The organism is Photorhabdus sp. RM96S (assembly GCF_042879335.1).
Taxonomy (GTDB): domain Bacteria; phylum Pseudomonadota; class Gammaproteobacteria; order Enterobacterales; family Enterobacteriaceae; genus Photorhabdus; species Photorhabdus kayaii.
This window is the reverse complement of the sequence record NZ_JBHFKT010000046.1, coordinates 12018-37350: the sequence shown is the minus strand read 5'-3', so window position 1 is coordinate 37350 and position 25333 is coordinate 12018. Positions and strand designations below refer to the sequence as shown.

At 41.6% G+C, this 25333-nt stretch carries 28 protein-coding genes and 1 riboswitch; of the genes, 11 read left to right on the top strand and 17 right to left on the bottom strand.

Going from position 1 to position 25333, the window contains the following annotated elements:
• The 3 genes from ACGF49_RS21055 to purD form a co-directional block, all read left to right on the top strand.
• Window positions 1-333 (top strand): hypothetical protein (locus tag ACGF49_RS21055; protein WP_229015698.1); only part of this gene is annotated, 333 nt, incomplete at its 5' end.
• 37 nt (window positions 334-370) lie between these two features.
• Window positions 371-1960: a bifunctional phosphoribosylaminoimidazolecarboxamide formyltransferase/IMP cyclohydrolase gene (purH, locus tag ACGF49_RS21050; protein WP_228902763.1), complete on the top strand. Its 1590-nt coding sequence runs from the start codon at window positions 371-373 to the stop codon at window positions 1958-1960.
• 21 nt (window positions 1961-1981) lie between these two features.
• Window positions 1982-3265: a phosphoribosylamine--glycine ligase gene (gene purD / locus ACGF49_RS21045; protein ID WP_271859651.1), complete on the top strand. Its 1284-nt coding sequence runs from the start codon at window positions 1982-1984 to the stop codon at window positions 3263-3265.
• A gap of 18 nt (window positions 3266-3283) precedes the next feature.
• Here purD and ACGF49_RS21040 read toward each other — a convergent pair whose 3' ends face one another.
• The 6 genes from ACGF49_RS21040 to nudC all read right to left on the bottom strand — a co-directional run bounded on the left by ACGF49_RS21040 (window position 3284) and on the right by nudC (window position 7739).
• Window positions 3284-3925 carry a DUF1481 domain-containing protein gene (locus ACGF49_RS21040; RefSeq protein ID WP_113044055.1) on the bottom strand — a complete coding sequence of 214 codons (642 nt, stop codon included), beginning with the start codon at window positions 3923-3925 and terminating at the stop codon, window positions 3284-3286.
• A 68-nt stretch (window positions 3926-3993) separates the two neighbouring features.
• Window positions 3994-4266 carry a nucleoid-associated protein HU-alpha gene (hupA, locus tag ACGF49_RS21035; protein ID WP_012776594.1) on the bottom strand — a complete coding sequence of 91 codons (273 nt, stop codon included), beginning with the start codon at window positions 4264-4266 and terminating at the stop codon, window positions 3994-3996.
• 186 nt (window positions 4267-4452) lie between these two features.
• Window positions 4453-5043 (bottom strand): YjaG family protein, encoded by a 591-nt coding sequence (locus ACGF49_RS21030; RefSeq protein ID WP_113044054.1) that lies wholly within the window; start codon window positions 5041-5043, stop codon window positions 4453-4455.
• 76 nt (window positions 5044-5119) lie between these two features.
• A complete protein-coding gene (nfi, locus tag ACGF49_RS21025; RefSeq protein WP_113044053.1) occupies window positions 5120-5788 on the bottom strand; it encodes a deoxyribonuclease V in 669 nt (222 codons plus the stop codon).
• A 4-nt stretch (window positions 5789-5792) separates the two neighbouring features.
• Window positions 5793-6857 (bottom strand): uroporphyrinogen decarboxylase, encoded by a 1065-nt coding sequence (gene hemE, locus ACGF49_RS21020; protein ID WP_271859652.1) that lies wholly within the window; start codon window positions 6855-6857, stop codon window positions 5793-5795.
• A gap of 114 nt (window positions 6858-6971) precedes the next feature.
• Window positions 6972-7739 (bottom strand): NAD(+) diphosphatase, encoded by a 768-nt coding sequence (nudC, locus tag ACGF49_RS21015; protein ID WP_228902769.1) that lies wholly within the window; start codon window positions 7737-7739, stop codon window positions 6972-6974.
• A gap of 149 nt (window positions 7740-7888) precedes the next feature.
• Between nudC and ACGF49_RS21010 the strand changes: the two genes are divergently transcribed.
• On the top strand, window positions 7889-8551 hold the full coding sequence (locus ACGF49_RS21010; RefSeq protein ID WP_387492592.1) for an HAD family hydrolase: 663 nt from the start codon (window positions 7889-7891) through the stop codon (window positions 8549-8551).
• A gap of 230 nt (window positions 8552-8781) precedes the next feature.
• Here the strand turns inward: ACGF49_RS21010 and ACGF49_RS21005 are convergent, their stop codons facing one another.
• The 5 genes from ACGF49_RS21005 to ACGF49_RS20985 all read right to left on the bottom strand — a co-directional run bounded on the left by ACGF49_RS21005 (window position 8782) and on the right by ACGF49_RS20985 (window position 12923).
• Complete coding sequence (locus ACGF49_RS21005; protein WP_387492589.1) at window positions 8782-9795, bottom strand: hypothetical protein; 1014 nt, start codon at window positions 9793-9795, stop codon at window positions 8782-8784.
• A 180-nt stretch (window positions 9796-9975) separates the two neighbouring features.
• Entirely contained in the window at window positions 9976-10206 is a 231-nt protein-coding gene (locus tag ACGF49_RS21000) for a hypothetical protein (protein ID WP_228901802.1), read from the bottom strand.
• Window positions 10194-10748 (bottom strand): DUF6817 domain-containing protein, encoded by a 555-nt coding sequence (locus tag ACGF49_RS20995; RefSeq protein WP_228901804.1) that lies wholly within the window; start codon window positions 10746-10748, stop codon window positions 10194-10196. Before ACGF49_RS20995 ends, ACGF49_RS21000 begins: the two co-directional genes overlap by 13 nt.
• Complete coding sequence (locus ACGF49_RS20990) at window positions 10745-11986, bottom strand: MFS transporter (RefSeq protein ID WP_387492584.1); 1242 nt, start codon at window positions 11984-11986, stop codon at window positions 10745-10747. Before ACGF49_RS20990 ends, ACGF49_RS20995 begins: the two co-directional genes overlap by 4 nt.
• Window positions 11973-12923: an aKG-HExxH-type peptide beta-hydroxylase gene (locus tag ACGF49_RS20985; protein ID WP_228901808.1), complete on the bottom strand. Its 951-nt coding sequence runs from the start codon at window positions 12921-12923 to the stop codon at window positions 11973-11975. The genes ACGF49_RS20990 and ACGF49_RS20985 overlap by 14 nt, the downstream gene beginning before the upstream one ends.
• Window positions 12924-13283: 360 nt before the next feature.
• A riboswitch (TPP riboswitch) is annotated at window positions 13284-13409 on the top strand.
• Between the two features lie 117 nt (window positions 13410-13526).
• Here ACGF49_RS20985 and thiC point away from each other — a divergent pair.
• From thiC to thiH, 6 genes are read left to right on the top strand one after another with little or no spacing between them, the layout of a single operon-like run.
• The gene (gene thiC / locus ACGF49_RS20980) at window positions 13527-15464 is read left to right on the top strand and encodes a phosphomethylpyrimidine synthase ThiC (protein WP_228901810.1); all 1938 of its coding nucleotides are present in this window, start codon (window positions 13527-13529) and stop codon (window positions 15462-15464) included.
• Entirely contained in the window at window positions 15448-16098 is a 651-nt protein-coding gene (gene thiE / locus ACGF49_RS20975) for a thiamine phosphate synthase (RefSeq protein WP_387492579.1), read from the top strand. The genes thiC and thiE overlap by 17 nt, the downstream gene beginning before the upstream one ends.
• A 10-nt stretch (window positions 16099-16108) precedes the next feature.
• Window positions 16109-16858: a HesA/MoeB/ThiF family protein gene (locus tag ACGF49_RS20970; RefSeq protein WP_228901812.1), complete on the top strand. Its 750-nt coding sequence runs from the start codon at window positions 16109-16111 to the stop codon at window positions 16856-16858.
• Entirely contained in the window at window positions 16855-17055 is a 201-nt protein-coding gene (gene thiS, locus ACGF49_RS20965) for a sulfur carrier protein ThiS (RefSeq protein ID WP_113044042.1), read from the top strand. The genes ACGF49_RS20970 and thiS overlap by 4 nt, the downstream gene beginning before the upstream one ends.
• A 1-nt stretch (window position 17056) precedes the next feature.
• On the top strand, window positions 17057-17824 hold the full coding sequence (locus ACGF49_RS20960) for a thiazole synthase (protein ID WP_113044041.1): 768 nt from the start codon (window positions 17057-17059) through the stop codon (window positions 17822-17824).
• 14 nt (window positions 17825-17838) lie between these two features.
• On the top strand, window positions 17839-18963 hold the full coding sequence (gene thiH / locus ACGF49_RS20955; RefSeq protein ID WP_113044058.1) for a 2-iminoacetate synthase ThiH: 1125 nt from the start codon (window positions 17839-17841) through the stop codon (window positions 18961-18963).
• Between the two features lie 421 nt (window positions 18964-19384).
• On the opposite strand, the gene ACGF49_RS20950 is transcribed toward thiH, so the two are convergent.
• A complete protein-coding gene (locus ACGF49_RS20950; protein ID WP_262405184.1) occupies window positions 19385-19510 on the bottom strand; it encodes a hypothetical protein in 126 nt (41 codons plus the stop codon).
• Window positions 19511-19788: 278 nt separating this feature from the next.
• Here ACGF49_RS20950 and ACGF49_RS20945 point away from each other — a divergent pair, with 278 nt between their 5' ends.
• Window positions 19789-20265 (top strand): carbohydrate binding domain-containing protein, encoded by a 477-nt coding sequence (locus tag ACGF49_RS20945; protein WP_228902962.1) that lies wholly within the window; start codon window positions 19789-19791, stop codon window positions 20263-20265.
• A 60-nt stretch (window positions 20266-20325) separates the two neighbouring features.
• Here the strand turns inward: ACGF49_RS20945 and ACGF49_RS20940 are convergent, their stop codons facing one another.
• The 5 genes from ACGF49_RS20940 to ACGF49_RS20920 form a co-directional block, all read right to left on the bottom strand.
• Window positions 20326-20907: a DUF1349 domain-containing protein gene (locus ACGF49_RS20940; protein ID WP_113044038.1), complete on the bottom strand. Its 582-nt coding sequence runs from the start codon at window positions 20905-20907 to the stop codon at window positions 20326-20328.
• Window positions 20908-20923: 16 nt separating this feature from the next.
• Window positions 20924-22075 (bottom strand): MFS transporter, encoded by a 1152-nt coding sequence (locus ACGF49_RS20935; protein WP_113044037.1) that lies wholly within the window; start codon window positions 22073-22075, stop codon window positions 20924-20926.
• A gap of 185 nt (window positions 22076-22260) precedes the next feature.
• Complete coding sequence (locus tag ACGF49_RS20930; RefSeq protein ID WP_113044036.1) at window positions 22261-22893, bottom strand: HAD family phosphatase; 633 nt, start codon at window positions 22891-22893, stop codon at window positions 22261-22263.
• 13 nt (window positions 22894-22906) lie between these two features.
• Window positions 22907-23968 carry a zinc-binding dehydrogenase gene (locus ACGF49_RS20925; protein ID WP_113044035.1) on the bottom strand — a complete coding sequence of 354 codons (1062 nt, stop codon included), beginning with the start codon at window positions 23966-23968 and terminating at the stop codon, window positions 22907-22909.
• Window positions 23968-25218: an aspartate aminotransferase family protein gene (locus tag ACGF49_RS20920; protein ID WP_387492600.1), complete on the bottom strand. Its 1251-nt coding sequence runs from the start codon at window positions 25216-25218 to the stop codon at window positions 23968-23970. Before ACGF49_RS20920 ends, ACGF49_RS20925 begins: the two co-directional genes overlap by 1 nt.
• Between the last annotated feature and the right edge of the window lie 115 nt (window positions 25219-25333).

The window sequence follows — 25333 nt, the reverse complement described above, 5'->3', positions numbered from 1 at the left end:
CTTATTAGCTTTTTCTCTGCCCGACCTCACAATGTTTATCAGCGTTGTGTCGGTCAGTGGTGGCGCATTATAGGGCGTTCTTTGGCGCTGGCAATAATTATTTTGAAAAAAATTGATCGTTTGATTAATTCCACAGCAAAGCTCTACTTTATACCTACTTACCAACAGATTTATCCACATATGGCTAGTTGGATGAAAATTTATCGAGCATCACGCAAACGTTTTCGTTACAATTCGGTGGTTAAAATCATCAAGCGATTTTATCTGACTACACTGAAATGTTATTGCAGTGCCCATTTTTTATGTCCTGATATAGTGGGTTCTTCCCAATAACATGTTACTGCCTTACAAAATCCAAGGGATCAAATCAATGCAACAGCTTCGTCCAATCCGTCGTGCCCTGCTTAGCGTTTCCGATAAATCAGGGGTTGTTGAATTTGCAAAAGCCTTATCTCAACGCGGTGTCGAATTGCTTTCTACTGGTGGCACAGCTCGTTTACTCGCTGAGTCAGATCTAAAGGTTACTGAAGTTTCAGACTACACCGGTTTTCCTGAAATGATGGATGGCCGTGTTAAGACGCTGCATCCTAAAGTACATGGTGGAATCCTTGGCCGCCGCGGACAAGATGATGAAATCATGGCACAACACCAAATCTCACCGATCGATATGGTGGTTGTGAATCTATATCCATTCGCTCAGACCGTAGCTAAATCAGATTGTACTTTGGCAGATGCCGTTGAAAACATTGATATCGGTGGTCCAACTATGGTTCGCTCTGCGGCTAAGAACCATAAAGATGTAGCGATTGTGGTAAATAGTAAGGATTATGAAAAAATCATTGAAGAGATGGATAACAATCAGGGGTCATTAACACAATCAACTCGCTTCGATTTAGCCATTAAGGCTTTTGAACACACCGCTGCTTATGACAGTATGATTGCTAACTATTTTGGCAAGCTGGTTCCTCCTTATTATGGCGATACGACTCAACCATCAGGACGTTTCCCTCGTACTCTGAATTTGAATTTCATTAAAAAGCAGGATATGCGTTACGGTGAGAACAGCCATCAGGACGCTGCATTCTATATAGAAGAGAATCTTTCTGAATCATCCATTGCAACTGCAACTCAGTTACAAGGTAAGGCTCTTTCCTATAACAACATTGCTGATACCGATGCAGCGCTGGAATGTGTTAAGGAATTCGTGGAACCTGCATGTGTTATTGTTAAGCACGCTAACCCATGCGGCGTAGCAATTGGTAAAGATATCCACGATGCTTATGATAGCGCATTCAAAACAGATCCAACCTCCGCTTTCGGCGGTATTATTGCTTTCAACCGCGAACTTGATATTAAAACTGCACAAGCCATTATCGACCGCCAATTCGTCGAGGTAATTATTGCCCCCTCAGTAAATAAAGATGTACTACCGGTGCTAGCTACCAAACAAAATGTCCGTGTTCTGACATGTGGTAAATGGGAAGACCGGGCTGCTGGCCTCGATTTTAAACGAGTTAATGGTGGCCTACTGGTACAAGATCGCGATCTTGGTATGGTTGCAGTAACTAACCTACGTGTGGTTTCCAAACGTCATCCCACCGAACAAGAAATGAAAGATGCTCTGTTCTGCTGGAAGGTCGCTAAATTTGTCAAATCTAATGCCATTGTTTATGCAAAAAATGATATGACCATTGGTATTGGTGCAGGCCAAATGAGCCGTGTCTATTCCGCAAAAATTGCTGGGATTAAAGCAGCCGATGAAGGCTTAGAAGTTCAAGGATGCGCAATGGCATCTGACGCCTTTTTCCCATTTCGTGACGGCATTGATGCCGCTGCGGCTGTCGGCGTGAGTTGCATTATCCAACCCGGCGGTTCAATCCGTGACGACGAAGTGATTGCCGCGGCTGATGAACACGGTATTGCTATGATTTTCACCGGCATGCGCCATTTTCGCCACTAATCAATAGCAGGAGTTAATCTGATGAATATTTTAATTGTTGGTAGCGGTGGACGCGAACATGCGCTGGCATGGAAAGCAGCTCAATCTCCTTTAGCTGATAAAGTCTATGTCGCTCCAGGAAATGCAGGAACTGCCCTAGAAAGCAATCTCGAAAATATTGATATTTCAGCGACAGATATCAACGGCTTGTTAGTATTTGCACAAAGCCATGATATTGGGCTGACTATCGTTGGCCCTGAAGCACCATTGGTGATAGGTATTGTCGATGCATTCCAAAAAGCCGGGTTGACTATTTTTGGTCCAACTCAGGCAGCCGCTCAATTAGAAGGCTCAAAAGCATTTACCAAAGATTTTCTGGCACGTCATCAAATCCCAACTGCGGCTTATCAGAATTTTACAGCTATCGAACCCGCTCTTGCCTACCTGGATAAAGTCGGCGTTCCTATTGTTATAAAAGCTGACGGACTGGCTGCGGGTAAAGGTGTGATTGTTGCGATGACACTGGAAGAAGCCCAATCCGCCATAAAAGATATGCTAGCCGGAAATGCGTTTGGTGATGCAGGCCATCGTATTGTTATTGAAGAGTTTCTAACAGGTGAAGAAGCTAGCTTTATCGTTATGGTCGACGGTAAGAATGTTATTCCGATGGCAACCAGTCAGGATCATAAACGCATAGGTGATGGTGACACGGGTCCAAATACTGGCGGAATGGGAGCCTATTCTCCCGCTCCAGTCGTCACCGATGAAATCCACCAGCGTATTATGGAAGAGATTATTTATCCTACTGTTAATGGTATGGCTGCTGAAGGTCATATCTATACTGGTTTTCTTTATGCCGGCTTGATGATCAGCCAAAATGGCGAACCAAAAGTGATTGAATTTAACTGTCGCTTTGGTGATCCAGAAACGCAACCCATCATGATGCGTATGCGTTCTGATCTTGTTGAACTCTGTCTAGCTGGTGCAAAAGGAGAGCTTGCTGGTAAAACGTCTGATTGGAATGAACGCCCTGCTCTGGGTGTGGTACTCGCTGCCGGAGGGTATCCTGCTGATTATCACAAAGGGGATATTATTCATGGTTTGCCCCAACAAGAAAATGAAAGTAGCAAGGTTTTCCATGCTGGTACAGCAATGAAAGGCAATGATGTTATTACCGCAGGTGGACGCGTTCTGTGTGTTACAGCATTAGGAGAAACCATTATAGATGCACAGAAAAATGCTTACCAACAAGCAGAAAAGATTGAATGGAATAGCTGTTTTTACCGCAAGGATATCGGCTATCGGGCAATTAACCGATTGAAGTAATCATAAAACTGACGAGGGTCAGAGACTGTCCTTCGTCGGTTCCCAACGACAAAAGTCATTATTGGCTACCAACAGTAATTCGCGGCCAGCAGGCGCTTCCAACCAAGCAATGGTTAATTGGCTGTAGCTACTTTTTTCACGCTGTTCAAGCCATGACCTCGCGTAAGGTTCAAACTCAACGGAAATCGTTTCACCTGCACAGGTAGTGACTTTACCGTTATTCCAGTGCCCTTGCACCAAACGCACATTTCCCACTATCAACGCATCACTTAATTCAAGCGTCCGTTTAGCATTAAACTGCATACGAACAATATCATCGCTAGAAAGTGGCTCTCGTCGCGTTTTCGACTGCTTTTGCATAAAAATCACATCACCGGATTTATTCAAACGAAGTTGTTCAGATAGTGGATTTTTATCATTCAAAATTTCACGACGAATTTGGCGCAAATCTCCCTGCTTATATTCATAAAAAGTCACGACGGTATTGTCATTACGGTAGGGGCTGTAAACACTCATCAGCACCTGAGGTTTACTGTTCTGATCGTTGAGACGCCACAAGCGGACAACACCATCATTGGCAATGAATCCACTTGCGCTGAAAGAAGGTTCTTTAGGTTGATTGGTACAGGCGCTGAGCGCGAAGACGAATCCTAGTGTCATCAGCCCCTGACGAACCAACAAAAGGGGATAAATAATACCCCTTCTATTTTTTCTTTTTTGCAATGAAATTATTTAACTGCGTCTTTCAGAGCCTTACCAGCAGAGAAAGCAGGTACGTTTGCAGCCGCGATTGTAATTTCTTTACCGGTTTGCGGGTTACGACCAGTACGTTCTGCACGATGGTTAACTTTGAAAGTACCAAAACCTACCAGTTGTACTGAATCGCCCGCTTTCAGGGATTCGGTGATTGCATTCAAAGTTGATTCCAGAGCAGCTTTTGCCTGAGCTTTAGTCAGGTCTGTGCTTTCTGCGATTGCATCAACTAATTCAGTCTTATTCATAGATTATCCTTACAGTGTGTTTATCGTTTGCAAAGCATCGAGTGCGACGGATATGCCGAATGACAGCACCCCTGCATACACGCACCGATAGCCACTTCTTTTCACCCCCCAAATGTAGAACAGAGTGGGGGCAAAAGTGAAGCCTTTGAACATGGCATTTAAAGCATTAAATCACGTTTTTTCACTTTACTGCGTTAAATTTATACCAATGTTGCTCATTCCTGACTCCCGGAGGTCAGCTTTCAATCCTTTAATCAACTCAATATCCCGCTCTTCGCAGCTAACCAATAAGCGATAAATTTCCCATTGGATGTCCCACTCTTGTGCAATAGCAGGTAATATTTTTAGTTCTTCATCGGTCATTTCTTTCCCGGCCTGAGTCATTTCAAGCATAGCAACAGTGCGGATTGAAATTTCACTCACTGCAATTGCATGCTCCAATGTTTCACCACTCAGACGGGAGTGAATAATTTCCCCTAATGCAATACATGCATCAATTGCCGGGTACACACCGTAAATATCGTAATCATCCGCAGAGGGAATAATTTGTTCCAACTTTTCCAACTGATTATCAAAATTCACCTTGGCATCTTTTACAACTAATATTTCCCACACCAAATCCAGAATACGGCGGTAAAGAGCAGGTTCTGCAAACGCCGTCTGGCAACAGAACATCTGGTAATTTGGATACATCCGTTCGCATAGACTTGCCATAAAGGTCAGATGCTGCCAGCTTTCAAGTTTTTCCAGCCGTAAATGTATCGGGTTTCGTAACATTAGTTTTTACTCGTTATGCACAATTTGCTCCGCAGTTTACCTGAAATTCAAGAATATCCACACGCTTACACCGAATTTAAGGATTTTTCTGTATCATTTGTTCAAAAAATGGCCTATTTGAGGCTATACCATCTGCCCAACGGGTTGTTTCAGGCAAGCGGTAACCTTTCATACAACATTCCACCCATAGCAATGCGCTATCAAGACTGATTCTGTGTCCTGTAGAAATATACAACGGATTACAACGTTTTTTACTTCTCCATACCCAACCAATCTGCTCCTCTTTATCAAACAAAGGTTGGCAACTGCCGGGCTGTTCCCCCAATGGTTCACTTTCACCACATAAACGACGTTTTGCCACACCAATTGTGGGCACATTAGCTAATAAACCAAAATGGCTAGCAACACCTAAACGACGTGGATGAGCAATGCCATGACCGTCCACCATTACTAGATCAGGTTTGTATTTCAACAACTGCCAAGCAGCCATTAATGCAGGATATTCACGGAAAGAGAGTAAACCGGGAATATAAGGCAGCGTAGTTTCAATTCGAGCTATCTGATATTCCACCAGTTCAAGAGCAGGATAAGAAAGAACCGCTATCGCTGCACGGGTAATTGTTCCCTGCCGTTCGAAACCCACATCAGCACCAGCAATCAATTTAGGTGGGGAAAAATCATCATAACAGATAACCTGTTGAGCCTTTGCTATTTGTTCCTGCCGTAATGCTTTCGTATTAATCATATTTTTACTGATGATATTTAGCTGAAAGTTTATGTACCGCTTCGACAAATACCCCCGCGTGTTCCGGCAGTATATCCTGATGGATACCATGACCAAGGTTAAAGACATGACCAAAACCCGTCCCAAAACCTTGCAAAATTGTCGAAACTTCCTGCTCAATCCGTTCTGGAGAGGCGTATAACATGGATGGGTCCATGTTACCCTGCAAAGCGACTTTATTCCCCACACGACGGCGCGCATCGGCAATATCTGTCGTCCAGTCCAAACCAAGCGCATCACAACCGGTTTCAGCCATTGCTTCCAGCCATTGTCCACCACCTTTAGTAAACAGTGTCACCGGCACACGACGCCCTTCATTTTCACGGATCAGACCATCAACAATTTTGTGCATATAATGTAAGGAAAATTCCCGATAATCCCGCCCCGTCAGTACTCCACCCCAAGTATCGAAAACCATCACAGACTGAGCACCTGCCTTAATCTGAGCATTGAGATAAAGAATAACGCTGTCTGCTAGCTTATCCAGCAACAGATGCATTACGGTAGGTTCGGCATACATCATTTTTTTAATTTTAGTGAATGCCTTGCTGCTACCACCTTCCACCATGTAAGTTGCCAGTGTCCACGGACTACCAGAAAAGCCTATCAAAGGAACCTTGCCCGCGAGTGCCTTACGAATCGTACGCACGGCATCCGTCACATAGCCCAGCTCCATTTCCGGATCAGGCACCGGCAGCTTTTCCACATCAGCGCGGCTGAAAACAGGAGATTTAAAACGCGGACCTTCACCTGCTTCAAAATAGAGCCCCAGTCCCATCGCATCAGGAATAGTGAGAATATCAGAGAAGAGAATTGCCGCATCCAGTGGATAACGCTGCAAAGGTTGTAAAGTGACTTCACAAGCGAGCTCAGTGTTTTTACACAAAGCAATAAAATCACCGGCTTTAGCACGAGTAGCCTGATACTCAGGTAAATAGCGGCCAGCCTGGCGCATCATCCAAACAGGGGTAACATCAACGGATTGGCGTAATAAAGCTCGTAAATAACGATCATTTTTCAGCGCATTCATGACAGGCTCCATCTATATTTATTGGCCGCAACATAATCTGACTACAATGATTAGAACGTCATTGTAACATGACAGGTAAATCTCTCCCGTTGAATTGCGCCAAACAGTACATCATCACGTATTTCGGCACAGAACAACCGTATCTTCAATCAACCGACGGGCAATAGTATTATGTGGTGGAATCAATGGCAGTTGCTCATAGTGATACCAATCTGCACTAATCAGCTCTTGCGGATCATGGCGGATCTCACCACTATCATAATCAGCCAGAAATGCCATCATCAATGAATGAGGGAAGGGCCACGGTTGAGAAGCCACATAACGTAAGTTGCGAATTTTAATATTACTCTCTTCCATCACTTCGCGGGCTACAGCTTCTTCGAGTGTTTCACCGACTTCAACAAATCCCGCAAGGACGGTGTATATGCCTCCACGATGACGCTGATGTTGAGCCAGCAAAATATGATCATCCCGACGAATACCGACGATAATACAAGGCGCAATCTGCGGATAATAACGTTCATGACAGTGATGACACAAGCAAGCCCATTCACTGACACTATGGTGCATTTCACTGCCGCAATAACCACAATATTGATGAGAGCGATAAAACTCTGCCAATTGCACTCCCCGGCCAGCTAATTGAAACAAGCCACGATCACTTGCAACAATTTGCCGTAAAGAAACCATATCTGAAGCCATTTTCTGACAAATAAGCCAAACTTTTTCGCCCTGCCACTCACCAATAGGCAAGGCTACTTTTCCTTGCAATGACCATTGGACAGCAATTCCAAAAGGTAATTCCCCTTCCGGGAGCCAAATACGATTTTCATCGCTGATAATCCACCAGCCACGTTCTGTACCTGTAATTTGTTGTTGCATCATCATGACATCATAATTACGATTAATATCTGTATAAATCATACGCTTTCTAGTCAGAAAAACATGCTTTTATTGCTATTGGTCACTACACAGTATTACAAGCATTATTCTCAGTTATCAATGTGCTTTGACTTGAGGAACACAACATCATGCCACAACTGCTTGTAGTATTTGATCTGGATGACACCTTAATTTCCGGTGATTCCAGCGCTATATGGACAGAGTTTTTATGGGAAAAAGGCATAATTACTGATCCCAGCTTTATCGAAGCAGACAAAAAAATGATGGTTGATTACAGCGCAGGTATGCTGAATATGAACGACTATCTGGCATTCAGCCTGCAAACACTGCATCAAGTTCCACAAGAACAAGTTGATCTTTGGCTGACTGAATTTATCAACGAAAAAATCAGACCGCGATTTTATCCACAAGCTAAAGCTCTTATTGCAGAATATCAACAGCAGCAAGTCCCAGTTATGATTATCTCAGCCACGGTTTCTTTTATTGTGAAAAAGATTGCTATTGAATTAGGTATTCCCACTGCGCTGGGCATTGATATGGTGGTGGAAAATGGCTGTTATACCGGCCAAATAGACGGTATTGCGACTTTTCGTGAAGGTAAAGTAAAACGGATAAAACAGTGGCTGGAACAGCAAAATAGTTATCCTGAGATTATTCGTTTTTACAGTGATTCAATTAATGATCTGCCAATGTGTCAATTTGCCGACGAAGTCATTACGGTCAATGCCGATGCCCATTTAAAAACCGAAGCACAACAACATGGCTGGCAACAATTAACCTGGTCACTGTAAATACTTTCAATCAGTAAGGGTTGTAGTTTTCATAATCCCTTCTATACCCGTCATCTTTCAAGTTGCTTCTTTGTTGGCTGCACTCTCTCACCCCGGTCACATAGTTCTCTATGCTCCCGGGGATTCGCTCCCTTGCCGCCGCGATGCATCTTGAAATCCATAGGGTATATACTACTGTTTACTTTCTTGTCGGAGTACCTAGCGTAAGCTGTTTCGCCGCATTATTTTAATTAGACAATTATTGAATGTATTGTGTCATTCAGCATCTCTGCATTCATGAAGTAATCCAAAAAACAGTTTGGTGATATAGTGGCAGACAAGGAATGTGCCACTATATTGTTCAGAGGGTACAAGCTGTATGCTCCTTCCCTCCCACCTGAAATGATGTGCTCAAGATAAACCGGCTTAGTTAATATATTGGAATAATTGAAGAAACACGGAGAACCGTTTATCAATTTCTCTGGCATGAGGTCGAATATAGCTATGCCACTGTGGAGATAAAGATCGATAAACGCGAATTCTATCTGACGCATCTCATCAAGAATATCCATACAAATAAAGTTATCAAAAACCATTTTCTGTGATTCATTCATAGCTGTATTGCAAACCAGTTCATTAAAAAAAATATGTTCGGATAACTGACTTGGTATTTCAATAGTTGAGCGGAAATCACTGTGATAAAGACCTCCATTAATACTAGCCATACCAATACTAATCAGATGACCAATTTCATGAATTACCGTTTTTATTTCAGCTATTCCCAATGGCTGATGAAATAAAGCAGATTTTAGATAAGTTACTGATACAGAGCTATCAAAAATTTTGTCACAAGATATCGCTGTCACTGTACCTTGTATCTGACATGCTTGTATAACAAAACAAAATGAACGCTCATCATTAGTTGATACACGGATGATATACCTGTTTGTTGACTCACATTCAATACTAAAATGAGCCTGGCTATGTTTATTTAAGTAAGAAAAAATTAATCTAAGTATTTCAGGCAAGTGAAAATTAAAACATGGCAACGATAGCCTATTTATCAGATTTTTCTGATACATACGAAATGTATCTGGCTCAGTGAATTGTTTTATATCAATTCCAAAATGATTACAAAGATTTTTTAGTAAATTTATAATTTTATGATAATAAATTTCCAATGTGTTCTTAATATTCTCAGTATCCTTATTGAAAAGATAATTACATTTATATGAAGCAAAATTTTTATACCCTAGTCTTTGCACGAAATAATTTCTTGCTCCAATCATTTCATCTATAATATGAAAAATTTTATTTAAAACCTCCTTATTCTCATCATTAATCGAGTGTTTAACTTCATATGCTCTATGTAGATTATCTATACCCGTTATCTTTCAAGTTGCCTCTTTGTTGGCCGCACTCGCTCACCCCAGTCACATAGTTACCTATGCTCCCGGGGATTCACTCCCTTGCCGTCGCGATGCATCTTGAAATCCATAGGGTATATAAATATCTTTGGCAAATTCCGCCCAATTTGGAGTGTGAATGACACAATCCGCTAATTTTTTCTCAAGTTGGCTGAATGTTAAGAAAAAATTATCAGGAGATATCACACCAAGAATATATTTATCATGCAAAATAGCCATTTCTGAATGAATAGAATTTATGTTCTGCATGATAAACTCCAAAACCTATTAAAATCAATTTGTATACCGTGGCAACAATAATATAATATCGGAAATAGTTTCTTAAGGTGTTCCCTTGCATCTTGGTATGTAAAAAAGCCTTTCTTTTCTACACACCATATTATCTGTTCAAGTATGTCAGCGACAATAACGTTAACCAAATTAGAGAATATATCTTCAGGAATAGAAATATCTTCAGTCTGAACTCTTAGTGTTACAACATTACCACTCTTTGATATATTATCATAACTTTTTGCATAATGAACTCGCCCATAATAATAAACAAGTAGCTCAACAACCTTTCCAACAATTTGTTGTATATGTTCCCTATCTTTATAACTCACACCAGAATTATTATATATTGAATTTTCATCATATATTGAATGTAACATTCCTGCATTACATACTACTTCTTCACAACCATATTTATTTAACAATTTGGCAGTATTAACCAAGTGCGACGAATGATGACGATCATATACCTTGTCTTTATCAATTTGGTAAAATTTTTTAATTTTTGTCAATATGCTCATAAATCACCATAATTTTTATCATAAATAGAATCTATTTCTTCTTTATCTTTACTAAGCAAATCATCAAACATAGGAATATATTTCAGTAATAGAGAAACAACACATATTAGAAAACCACCAATAAGAAGTACAACAGAATAATTCCATTTTTCTATTATCATAGAAAAAAGAATGAATCCGAAAGGATTCCCCAATCCAATAAAAGCGGTATGAACTGTCTGTATTTTTACTCTATGTCTTTCCGGTATAGCTATGGAACGACTAGATTCTATGCTGACATTATTCAGCACAACAGATACTCCGATCAGAAAAGCCAAAAGGCACCAGATTATATGACTGATAAACAAAGATAAACCAACCAGACATAATCCTATCATGAAAAACGAGCAAATAACGGTACGAGCTTTACCGTATATTTTTTCAAAATAGGATTGGAAAAATACTGAAGAACAGATTGCACCAATCGCAGCGCTCGCTTCTATTATTCCGATCACAATAGCACTTGAGTGTTTTACTGACTCTACAAAATATGGAATAACAAGAGAAGAAAATGGAACCAGAATCATATTCACTAACAGAGATGAAAGTGCCCAATATGGCTCAAAACGATAACGAAAGAAAAGCCTCATACTGTTAAGTGCAGAAGATGGATTATCTTCCTTCTTCTGCAAAATCCCTGTCCCCCGATTTTTTACTCCATATAGAATGCATACGGATAGGAAAATTAATCCGCATAACGTCCATGTCATATTAATTATCCCTATAACTTCATATCCTGCCATTCCCAAACCGATACCAAACACATTAAGAGACGCCTGCAACAAAAATGTCTTACGATATGCTTCATCAAGTTCATGTTTACTGACAATAAACGGGATATAAGCATTCACAACAGGAGAATAAAGAGCATCAATTAAGCCAAGTATAATACTAATGATGAAGAAAAAATATATTTCCCCACCGTAACTAATGTTATAAAGGTAATATATTGTTAAAAAAATAAATATAAGATTGAGTACAACAAGAATTTTTTTCTTATCAAGCTGGTCAAAAAGGTGTGACAGAGCGAGACCTGAGATCGTTCTTGAAAGAAAATAAACAAAAAGAAAATACGAAGACAATATTAGCTGGTTACTCTTAATAAGACTTAAAGTGACCAGAGCTACAATTATTCGTGAACTCAAAATATATAATGCTTCCGAAGATCGTATTTTCCAAAAATCATCATTTAACTTCACTGGGAATAATCCTATTCATTTCTTCACCGATACTATCTGAGATAGCACGCCCGATGTCTGTCAATTCTGCATGATTATCTATTATCTCTTTTGTATCCAAGAATTTTTTCAATGCAGTATTAAATCGTGATCTAATTTCTTCTTCATAAATGCCAGAGTATATATTAGACATTTTATATAAAGTTTGACAAATCCGGTTAAGTACAAAATAGGCATGGAATATGCCAATCATGGGTCTACCATCTTCACGAAATGGAGCTTGATAACGTTCTTCAGGATCATTCAAAACAAGATAATCTTGAGCATTAATAATATTTAGTGCATGATGTGCACATTCATGAACGATATGCTCAATATAGTAAGGTACACTATTTTCATCCGCACTATAAAGTAGGATCATCCCCCACATATTAAAGTTGCAGCCTGACCTGATATAATTCCCTTCTGTTTTTCCTGTAAGATATATTGTATCAATAAAACATACACATTCAAGATAGGTATTTTCATCATAGGTTTTCAATAATTCCAGTGCTTCTTGTATCTTCTCTATATCATCTTTTACTTCATGTGCAAATCGGTATCCAACCCTGACTCCTTTATCATCCTGCTCCAATATTTTAAAAAGCATGTTCATATCAAACACAGACTCGATAAAATAATCCAAAGCTTTAATAGATAGCTCTGGCTTTTCTGTATAATCCTGGCATTTTTCTATAGCATTCCGAATGTAATTAATACATAATTCCCTGTTATCCTTTTCGGCTGCATCGATAGCCAAATAATGAGAAGCACATAAATCCCATTTTATGAAAAATCCATCAGGAACTTTAAAGTCAGACTCGGTTATTTCAATTAAATATTCAAGTGAATTACGGATCTGTAATTCGAAATCAGAGCGGAATTGTTGATGCGGATAACATGTCGTAGCGATATTCATCTTCAAGCTCCATATTATTCCCCTTCGTACAAAATACGAAGGGGAATGATCATAAATTAATCATCGTTTTTGTCATTAACAGCCCAACCAGACAATGGTGATTTAATTTTAACTACTTTAGAAGAGTCAAAGTTTTTCATATCTTATTTCCTTAACAAGTTATAATTAAAAAATTAATGCTTAGCTAAACATTATTTAACATAAAGAAATTTTTCTATTTGTTCACTAAAAAATTAATAAACATGAGAAATTGATCACAAAATAACCACCAACATGGCTGGCAACAATTAACCTGGTCACTGTAAATACTTTCAATCAGTAAGGGTTGTAGTTTTCATAATCCCTTCTATACTACTGCTTACTTTCTTGTCGGAGTGCCTAGCGTAAGCTGTTTTATCGCAGCATACACAGGCTGAGACCGTTAATTCGGGATCCGCGGAACCTGATCGGGTTAATACCCGCGAAGGGAACAAGAGTAATCAACCGCTGTCAGCCCACCCAATTTTTTACAGGTCTGTCCAGCCATCAATTATATTACTCTTACTCATTTGCCTGCGAGCTCCAGACAAGCAACTTTCCCAATAACACAGTTAGGAATTTGCTATGTCTCATAATACTGTTATCCCTACAACCGATGTCTCACCAAAACCCAATCCGGCACGCCCACGTAAAGCGCAACGCGATGCCGCTCAAGAGTTTATTAATTCTATTCAAGGCGTGACATTCCCAAATTCACGACGAATTTATCTTCAAGGTTCCCGTGACGATATCCAAGTTCCAATGCGTGAAATTCAATTATCTCCCACGTTAATTGGAGGAACCAAAGAAGAACCTCAGTATGAAGAAAACGAAGCCATTCCGGTTTATGATACTTCCGGCGCTTATGGCGATCCTGATTCCAAACTGGATGTACATGTTGGGTTAATCCAACTACGTCAACCGTGGATCGACGAACGCCAAGATACTGAACCTGTTGCCGCCCTCGGCTCCGATTTTACTCAGCAACGCCTGGCGGATGCCGGTCTCGATCATTTACGTTTCAATACTCGCCCCCATCCATTAAAAGCCCATAAAGGCAAATGCGTTACTCAACTGCACTATGCCCGTCAAGGCATCATCACCCCGGAAATGGAATTTATCGCACTACGGGAAAATATGGGACGTGAACGTATCCGCGGTGATGTATTACGCCAACAACATGCTGGACAAAGTCTTGGCGCTCAGTTGCCGGAAAATATCACACCAGAATTTGTCCGTCAGGAAGTCGCAGCCGGTCGGGCAATTATTCCTGCCAATATTAATCATCCTGAATCAGAGCCGATGATTATTGGTCGTAATTTTCTGGTAAAGGTTAATGCCAATATCGGTAACTCTTCAGTCACCTCTTCTATTGAGGAAGAAGTAGAAAAGTTAATCTGGTCTACTCGTTGGGGCGCAGATACAGTAATGGATCTCTCTACGGGCCGTTATATCCACGAAACCCGCGAATGGATCTTACGTAACAGCCCGGTTCCTATCGGTACAGTCCCTATTTATCAAGCACTGGAGAAAGTCAATGGCGTAGCGGAAAATCTCACCTGGGAAATATTCCGTGATACCTTGCTGGAACAAGCGGAACAAGGGGTAGATTACTTCACCATTCATGCCGGTGTATTACTGCGCTATGTACCGATGACAGCCAAACGCCTCACCGGAATTGTGTCCCGCGGTGGTTCGATTATGGCGAAATGGTGTCTGTCTCATCATCAAGAAAACTTCCTTTACCAACATTTCCGTGAAATTTGTGAAATCTGCGCCGCTTATGATGTTTCCCTATCATTGGGCGACGGTCTACGCCCCGGTTCTATTCAGGATGCTAACGATGAAGCGCAGTTTGCAGAACTGCATACATTAGGCGAACTGACCAAAATTGCCTGGGAATATGATGTTCAAGTGATGATCGAAGGCCCTGGGCATATTCCTATGCAGATGATCCGCCGCAATATGACGGAAGAGTTGGAACATTGTCATGAAGCCCCTTTCTATACCCTTGGTCCACTGACAACAGATATTGCCCCCGGTTATGACCATTTCACTTCCGGTATCGGTGCGGCCATGATTGGCTGGTTTGGCTGCGCCATGCTCTGTTATGTAACGCCGAAAGAGCATCTCGGCTTGCCAAACAAAGATGATGTTAAACAAGGGCTAATTACCTACAAAATTGCTGCTCATGCCGCTGATCTCGCCAAAGGCCATCCCGGCGCACAAATCCGTGATAACGCCATGTCTAAAGCACGTTTTGAATTCCGCTGGGAAGATCAATTTAATCTGGCGCTCGATCCCGATACTGCTCGCGCCTATCACGATGAAACTCTGCCACAAGCCTCCGGCAAAATTGCGCATTTCTGTTCTATGTGCGGACCTAAATTCTGCTCTATGAAGATTTCTCAGGAAGTACGCGATTATGCCGCCGGTATGGAACAGATGTCTGAAACATTCCGCGCTAGAGGCAGCGAGTTGTATCACAGCGTAGAGGATGTCTCTCATGAACAATCTGCCTAACGCGCCATTTGCCCCAACGGAATACAAATTGGGCCTGTATCCCGTCGTGGATTCGCTAGAGTGGATTTCCCGCTTGTTAAAAGCAGGCGTCACCACAATTCAGTTGAGAATTAAAGATCGACCAGAAGATCAGGTAGAAGAAGAGATTCAGCAAGCCATTATGCTCGGTCGCCAATATAACGCTCGTTTGTTTATTAACGATTACTGGCGACTGGCAATAAAGCATGGCGCTTATGGTGTTCATCTGGGGCAGGAAGATTTAGTTATCGCTGATCTGAACGCCATCCAAAAAGCGGGATTGCGGTTAGGAATCTCTACCCACGATGAACAAGAGCTGGCACGAGCTAAATCTCTGCGTCCGTCTTACATCGCTCTCGGCCATATTTTCCCAACCACGACCAAAGCGATGCCATCTTCCCCACAAGGACTGGCAGCACTAAAACGGCAAGTAGAAAACACACCAGACTATCCCACTGTCGCCATCGGAGGCATCTCTCTTGAACGCGTACCGGATGTCATTGCAACGAGAGTCGGCAGTGTGGCGCTGGTTAGTGCAATTACCAAAGCAAAGGATTGGCGCCAGGCCACCGCACAACTGCTTCATTTGGTTGAAGGCATTGAGTTAAAGGGATAGAGAGGTGCTTATGTTGAATGATCAAGAATTTATGCGTTACAGCCGACAACTGTTACTCGAAGATATTGGCCCGGAAGGGCAGGAAAAACTGAAATCCAGCCGCGTACTGATTGTCGGACTGGGAGGGTTAGGCGCTCCCGCCTCTCTCTATCTAGCCGGGGCAGGTGTGGGAACAATTTATCTCGCTGATGATGACCAATTGCACATCTCCAATTTACAACGGCAAATACTTTACCGCACCGAAGAGATCCCTGCCGCAAAAGCTGAACTTGCAGCCAATCAACTCAATGCATTGAATCCGCTGATAAAAACAATCATCCTTAATCAACGTCAGAACCAGGAATCTCTGACAACAATCGTGAAGCAAGTCGATCTGGTTCTCGATTGCAGTGACAACATGACAACTCGACACGCCATCAATGCCACTTGTGTGGCAACGCGAAAACCATTAATCAGCGGCAGTGCTGTCGGTTTTAGCGGCCAACTTATGGTATTTGAACCCCCTTATCTTCATGGCTGCTATAACTGTCTCTACCCTGAACAGGAAGAGCCATTACGAAATTGCCGGACTGCGGGTGTATTAGGTCCGGTAGTGGGTATCATCGGCACATTACAAGCATTGGAAGCCATCAAAATGTTAACTGGGCTTCCCTCTCCGTTAAGCGGCAAACTCCGACTGTTTGATGGTAAACAGCAAAGCTGGAGCACACTACAACTTAACCCGTCGCAGCAATGCCCGATTTGCGGAGATATGGCATGAAAATTACGGTAAACGACCAGCCGATGGAGCTTATGGCTCCTCTGGCTATACAGCAATTGCTAGAACAACTTGAACGAACACAACCGGGAATGGCACTGGCTATTAATCAAATCATTATTCCGCGTTCAGAGTGGAATACGCATCAAATTAATGATGGAGACAATATCCTTCTGTTTCAGGCTATTTCTGGAGGTTGATATGCTAAAAATTGCTGATACGACTTTTAATTCCCGTCTATTTACCGGTACAGGCAAATTCGCCAATGCCAATTTAATGACTCAGGCTATAGCGGCTTCCGGCAGCCAGCTTGTCACGATGGCAATGAAACGCATTGATTTGCAGAGCGGTAATGACGCTATTTTAGCGCCATTGCAAAAACTTGGCGTCAAATTGCTGCCAAATACTTCTGGAGCCAAAACCGCAGAAGAGGCCCTATTTGCCGCCCGTTTGGCCCGTGAAGCACTGGCGACAAACTGGATCAAACTAGAGATTCATCCTGATGTGAAATACTTGTTACCTGACCCGATTGAAACACTCAAAGGCGCTGAAATGTTGGTCAAAGATGGGTTTGTCGTTCTGCCCTATTGCAGTGCTGATCCCGTTTTGTGTAAGCGTCTGGAAGAAGTGGGTTGCGCGGCGGTCATGCCTTTAGGCGCACCGATCGGCTCTAATCAAGGGCTACTAACCCGAGATTTCCTGCAAATTATTATTGAACAAGCACAAGTGCCGGTGGTCATTGATGCCGGTATCGGCGCACCAAGCCATGCATTGGAAGCGATTGAACTGGGTGCGGATGCTGTATTAGTCAACACCGCAATTGCCGTTGCACGTAACCCAGTAAAAATGGCTCAAGCCTTCAAAATCGCGATTGAAGCGGGTGAATTATCCTATCAAGCTGGCCTGGCAAGTCCGAAACAACATGCTGTTGCATCCAGTCCACTGACCGATTTTCTAGGGGCATTTTGATGATTCATCATCTTATGAGCGGTAGTTTTAGTTACCGCTGGCAGCAGTTGAACTGGGATGACATTACCCTTCGCATTAATAGCAAAACCGCGCAGGATGTTGAACGGGCATTAAACAGTAACAAATTAAATCTGGACGATTTCATGGCCTTGCTCTCTCCGGCAGCGAAATCCTATATCGAACCACTGGCACAACGGGCACAAAAACTGACTCGTCAACGCTTCGGTAACACCGTTGGTTTTTATGTACCGCTTTATCTCTCCAATTTGTGTGCCAATGACTGCACCTATTGCGGGTTCTCAATGAGTAACCGCATCAAACGCAAGACACTCAATAAAGATGAAATTATTGCCGAATGTCAGGCGATTAAAGCGCTAGGCTTCGACAATCTGTTATTAGTCACCGGAGAACATCAGGGCAAGGTCGGTATGGATTATTTCCGCCGCTATCTGCCACTTATCCGCGAATATTTCAGCTCAATAATGATGGAAGTTCAGCCTATGACACAGGAAGAGTATTCTGAACTGAAAACCCTGGGGTTAGACGGTGTGATGGTTTATCAGGAAACCTATCATGAACCAACTTACCTGCTACATCATCTACGGGGTAAGAAACGGGATTTTCACTGGCGATTAGAAACACCCGATCGCCTTGGTCATGCTAAAATCGATAAAATCGGTTTAGGAGCGCTAATTGGCCTCTCTAGTCATTGGCGGACAGACTGCTATATGGTGGCGGAGCATTTATTCTTTCTGCAACGTACATATTGGCAAAGCCGTTACTCTATTTCATTCCCACGTTTGCGACCTTGTGCTGGAGGTATTGAGCCCGCATCGCTGATGAGTGAAACAGAACTGGTACAACTGATTTGTGCTTTTCGTCTATTTGCGCCAGATGTTGAGCTTTCTATTTCTACTCGTGAATCTCCATTCTTCCGCGATCACGTCATACCACTGGCAATCAACAATGTTAGTGCCGGTTCTAAAACCCAACCCGGTGGTTACGCAGATAATAGCCACGAAGAATTGGAGCAATTTATGCCGCATGATAACCGTTCTGTTTATCAGGTTGCAGACGTATTAATTAAAGCCGGGTTACAACCTGTCTGGAAAGATTGGGATAGTTATTTAGGTCGATAATTTAATTTTTTCTTTTTTCAAATAATTCGAGTTTAGGTAAAAGACTTTAACAGGTAATAACTCCACGCAATAGGAATTAATATAAAAAACTGTCTGGTGCCAATACCAGACAGTAATAAACCAATCCCAATAAGATTAAAACGAGAATAAAAAATAATTAGAGATTATAAAACACATCAATTTTAGCAATAAAAAAGAGCTAATCTTCACTAATTAAAATATCATTTTATTTCCCCTCACTTTAATTAATTCAAAAAAAATCGTAGATAAAAAATATATAATAAACTTTCCTTATTGTAATTAAAATAAAACTATAATTCTCACTCTATTATTTCGATATACATTGGACATCATAAAAACATCACATAATAATTCATCACATTATATTACTTATCATCATTATCACCTAAAAAAATAATTTCTATGCAAAATACCTTTCCTGACCTATACGTATATTCCTCACAAAAATAAGAGTATGAAAATCCAGTTTATACCCGTCATCTTTCAAGTTGCCTCTTTGTTGGCTGCATTCACTCACCCCGGTCACATAGTTATCTATGCTCCCGGGGATTCGCTCCCTTGCCGCCGCGATGCATCTTGAAATCCATAGGGTATATACCTATATTGAATAAATAAAAAATACTATATTTACTGTATATATTTTAACTCCCTATTATTTATTCCTTATTAATTTATACAAATTACAACTCACCACCAACAAAAAATACAATTGAGTATTATCCTATTATTGATAAAGTGCCCTCCCGAAAAAAAAGCGCTGAAATAAATTAAATTCATTTCTATCTATTTAAAAAGGACTCATATATGAACGTACAAGAAATCCTAAATAATGAAGATTATTCTGATATCAAGAAAAACTCTCATAAAGAACTGATTAACGGCTCATTCGAAGAGGGATATAACGGCTGGAGAATCCCAGCCCCTGAATCAGTAGAAATCTTATCTGAAAATGGCGTTCACTTTATCAGAATCCAAAGCGTTACCGGTTCCGGCGTCATTGATCAAATTATCGAAGGATTAGAGCCGAACACTAAATATAAACTAACAGGTACAGCTCGCGTATCAGCAGAATGGGCCTCATCAGCTTATTTTGGTTTACAGAGTCGCACCGATGGCCCAGAATCTTTTGCTGTAAACAGCACCGACTTTACAACGGGTTCAGTAGAATTAAGTACAGATCAAGAGGGACTTTTACGCGTTTATTTACTGAAAGATCAAGTTGGCCATCGACCAGACGGAGAAACCGCTGACTTTACCGGTTTTATTTTAGAAAGGGTTTAAGGCATATAACCTTGATACATAACACCCGAAGCACATTGCTCCGGGTGTTGAGCCGTTTGGCTAACTTAAATCATGCAATGGTTTTTTTATTGGTGGTGTCAATTGGAAATCAGAAAACCGCACCTGTAATCCGTGCCGTTCTGGAGAACAACACATTGCACCAACAAAGACAGGTTGTTTATCTTCAAAAAAAGGAGACAACCTCAACAATGGCCACCGTAAACCATCAGTAGAATATTGCAGTCTTAAATATCCCTCTTCACGAGTCAAACGTAACCAGAATTTACTAGAATCACCAGGAAATACGCCCATAGACCAATCAGAATGATCACGTGTTAGCACACTACCAATCGAGGCATGACCATCAGAATATTCAATTCCGCCTTTCAACCAATGTTTCTCATCGACTAATAGCATGACTCCTGCCTGATCGTATAAATGTTCAAAACAGCCTTCAATACAGAGTTGAAAGGTGAAATCATCCTCAACATAACACCCAAAAACATGACCATTATGACGTTCAAAGCCATACCATGTTCGTTGCCAAAAGTCAGTTTTATGATCTGTAGTGACATTAAGCCAGTCGCTGCCACATTGCCAATCAGATGGTTCATTAAGCCAATGATATTGTGATAAACCCATAGGAACTCCCTCTATATTATCTTCCGCTCGAATCAATCAATTTACATCCTGCAAATAAGGAAATAGAGAGTAAAGCAATACAAGCAAAAGCGCCGTGTAATGTCACAATATGCGCTAATCCACCTATGATTGCAGGTCCCAACAAAATCCCAGAATATCCCATGGTAGAAACCGCAGCAACAGCCAGTGAATCAGGCATAATTTTCTGTTGACCAGAAGCAGTAAAAAGCATTGGCGCTATATTGGATAATCCTGCGCCTATCATCAGGAAAGAGACCCCTAACATCATTGCAGTTGATGCTGAGTAAATAAGGATAAATCCAGAAGTAGCCAATAAAGCACTGCTGATAAATACCCGTCGGTGTCCATAAAAGGCAATGATTTTATCACCCATAAAGCGACCCGATGTCATAGCAATAGCAAACAGGGTATAGCCGATACCCGCCTGATGACTACTGATATTATGTACGCTGGTTAATAATATCCCGCTCCAGTCCAGCATTGCGCCTTCCATGATATAGGCAACAAAACAGAGAAAGCCCAATAAAATCACGATCCCATGAGGCACAGCAAAGAATGGCGTATTACCCGCTTCGGCTTCGTTCAATAACCCACTCCATACCGGCAATAGCAGTAAAATAATCAGTAATACCGCCATTACCATCACCTGGAGAGGTGATATTCCCAGAGACAATAATGCACTCACCGATCCCGCACCGGCGATCCCGCCCAAACTAAATAACGCGTGAAAGCCAGACATAATTGGCCGCTGAGCCATTTTCTCGACCATGACGGCGTGGATATTGACCACAACATCCATTGCCCCAATACCTGCACCAAAGACAAATAAAACGCAAGCTAATGTCAACGGTGTCGGTAATACACTTAACCCTGGCAACATCACTAACACGATCAAAGCACATAAAGTGAAAATTTTCCGGCAACCGAAGCGTGCAGCCAACATGCCCGCTATTGGCATCATGATGAAAGAACCAATGCCGAATGCCAACATTAGAAGCCCCATAGCGCCATTATCAAGTTGTAGCCGTTCTTTAGCTAAAGGAATGAGAGGAGCCCAACTTGCAAGACTAAAGCCAGCAATAAAAAAAGCGGCGCGCGTCGCCATAATGGGTTGTTTTACCAAAGAGATAATATTTTGATCAGACAACTCATGTTCCTTCTATTATAAATAAAATGCCCTCCGCTATGACTAACGGAGGGTATACCCGTCATCTTTCAAGTTGCCTCTTTGTTGGCTGCACTCACTCACCCCGGTCACATAGTTACCTATGCTCCCGGGGATTCGCTCCCTTGCCGTCGCGATGCATCTTGAAATCCATAGGGTATATTAAGTTACCCAAAATTAATTTTAGAAAATTGCGGAATATCGGTCAGCGTCCCGATAATACGAGTTGCCTGTTGATATTGTTCCGCAACCGATAAAGCATGGGGCCAGGCATACACATAGGGAATACCTGCCTGCGTTGCTGCTGTAATGCCCAAATCGGTATCTTCAATCACTAATGTCTGATGAACATCCATAGACTTCAATTTCAACATAGCAAGATAGGGATCGGGATAAGGTTTCGTCCTCGCAACATCATCACCAGAGATTAAAGCAGGGTTTTCACTCAACTCCAGCAATCCAATATTCGCCAAACACACTTCCCGCGGCGCAGTAGAAACAAAGCCAAAAGGGATACGGTGCTGTTGTAAGGCCGCCATCAACCGGGAAATCCCTGGACGAAGGTAACTTTTAGATAGCTTATCTTTGTAAACCGAGACGATTTGCGCAGTGATCCCTTTCTGTTGCAGAGCTGGAACCCCGATGTAATCTAATGTTTCCTCCAAACTCAGGCCAATAAGTTGCTGTGGTTGTACATGCTGTGTGTAGTCAGGAGCCAAATCACAAAGAACATCAAAGTGCAATTGTTCACTGTCAACAACGACTCCATCGATATCAAAAATCACATTAAATCTATCCATGTGAAACATTCCATTATTTTAGATCGGAAATACGGATAAGCACTTTACAGTTCGGAGTAAACAGTGGTTTTTGGCTTTTGCTCGCAATATCACAACCAACAGTGAGAAAAGCCTGCAAGTAATCATTAAAATCAAAAACTTGGCTGACCAGACGACCAGCTGGAATAACGCCATCACGGATCATGGTATAAGCACGCTCAAAACTGTTATTCAGAGAATCGATGGAACCAATCACGGAAAGGCTCTTATCAGCAATTTTCAAGATATCAAGATTGGCATGCTTATCTTTAAGCGCCACATTCAACAATTTTCCGCCAGGTGCCAAATGGTCAAAAATGTATTCAGTTAATTGCCCGGTCGTATCCACACAGAGATCAATAGGCGCTGATTTATCGCCATATTGTTGCGTTAATGCCTCATCAAAATCAGTATATAGCTCACATTCTGGCGGCAGATTTTCTTTGGCAAATTGAACACGACTTTCGTTTTTCTCGACCATGAAAGCCTTAACGCCTCTGGCATGTAAAGCCCAAATATAGAGCATCCCCATTGGGCCTGCGCCAGCTACCGCTGCACGAATATTAGTATGAGTAATGCCCAGTTTATCAACCCCGGTCAGCGTGCAACTGAGTGGCTCAGTCAGTGATGCCTCTTCCATACTGACATGATCATCCAGTTTTATCAGTGAACTCTCTTTCGCCAGATATTGCTCAGCAAATGCCCCGTCATAGGAAACTCCCGCTTCGGTTCCCAATTTTTTCTCGCAATGATTTGGGCTGCCTGTCTGGCACATCCGACAATGCCCACAGGAATAAGTTGGATTGATGACAACACGGTCACCTACATTAAAGCGAGTGACACTCTTTCCTACTTGAGCAACAACACCCGTTGTTTCATGACCTAAAGTAGTTCCTGGAATAGCAACAGGATAAGAACCGGTGATAATCCCAATATCTGTACCACAAACGCCGCACACCGCAATATCAACAACGACATCATCAGGCTCAACACAGAGTAACGGTTCAACATCCTGAATTTGCATATCCCACACCCGATTAAATTTAAGTGCTTTCATTACGCTACCTCCTTATTGTCCAGCATATTTAACGTCATATCAGCAAAAGTCAGATCAAGCTTATACAGAATTTCGTTTAAATGTTCCTGAGTACAAATTAACGGTGGACGAACTTTAAGTGCACGACCTTTACCATAACGCGAACCCCGGATGATCAAGTGATGAGAATTCGCTATTGCAATCGCTTGTGCCGCAAACTCTGGTGATGGCGTATCAAAGCCAAACATATAACCGACGCCTCTAACACCAGTAATTTCTGGGTATTTATGCTGTAATGCTAATAAGCCATCACGTAAATAAGCTTCATTATGCTGCACATTCTCCAGAACCTGTTCGTCTTCGATGATATCGATAATTTCGTTGAGCGCCGTTAATGAAAGAGGGTTAGCGCCTGATGTACTAGAATGTTCGAATGACTCTAATACATCTAATGAACTCCGCATCAGCACACCACCGGTAGGAATACCTATGCCACCAGCGCCCTTAGCGAAAACAATAATATCGGGTTCTAATTCTTTAGCATAACCGGTTGAGGCGAAAAATGTCCCGGTACGACCAAATCCGGTCTGTACTTCATCTGCGATAATAATAATGTCATGTTTATGGCAGATATCTCTGATCTTACGGTAAAAATCGACAGGGAAAACGTTATTTCCGCCATTTCCTTGAATAGGTTCAATGATAAGACAGGCAATATTGTCATTTGAACCTAATTGAATAAATTGTTCTAAGTCAAAATATTGATTAGGTTCTGTATTCGGGTCAAATTCTGACATGACACTAGCAGGGGTTGGAATTTTTAAAGAACCATCAATGCTGACATGGAAATCTTTAATTCTAAAAGCATTACCTGAAATTTGCGCTGTGGCTAAAGACTGACCGTGATGAGCCAGAAAGAAAGAGATAACTCCTGAACGCCCTGTTGCTTTTTGCGCGATACGAATTGCACATTCAACCGCCCCAGAACCGGAAACATCACGTAACCATATTCTATCAATGCCCTCAGGGGTATGTTTAACTAATTTACCCAAAATATATTGTGACATTTCATGGGTATAAGCTGAACTTAAATGTGTACATCTGTCGATCTGCTGTTTTAATTTTTCTGTTATTCTGCGATTAGTGTACCCAAGTGGAAGGTTAAATGTCCCCGAAGCTGCATCGATATACTTTTCACCATCAATTTCCAAATAAGGCCCGTTTCCAACAAAGCGGGAAAGCATATCTTCAAACCGTTTTTCATTTTCCATCATTTTAATTACCTTGATTAACTATTCATAACCACAACAAATAAAATCAGTTTTTAATATATAAGGTAATATTTACTAAAACTTAGTTTATATCAACAAAAAGTCTGCAATAACC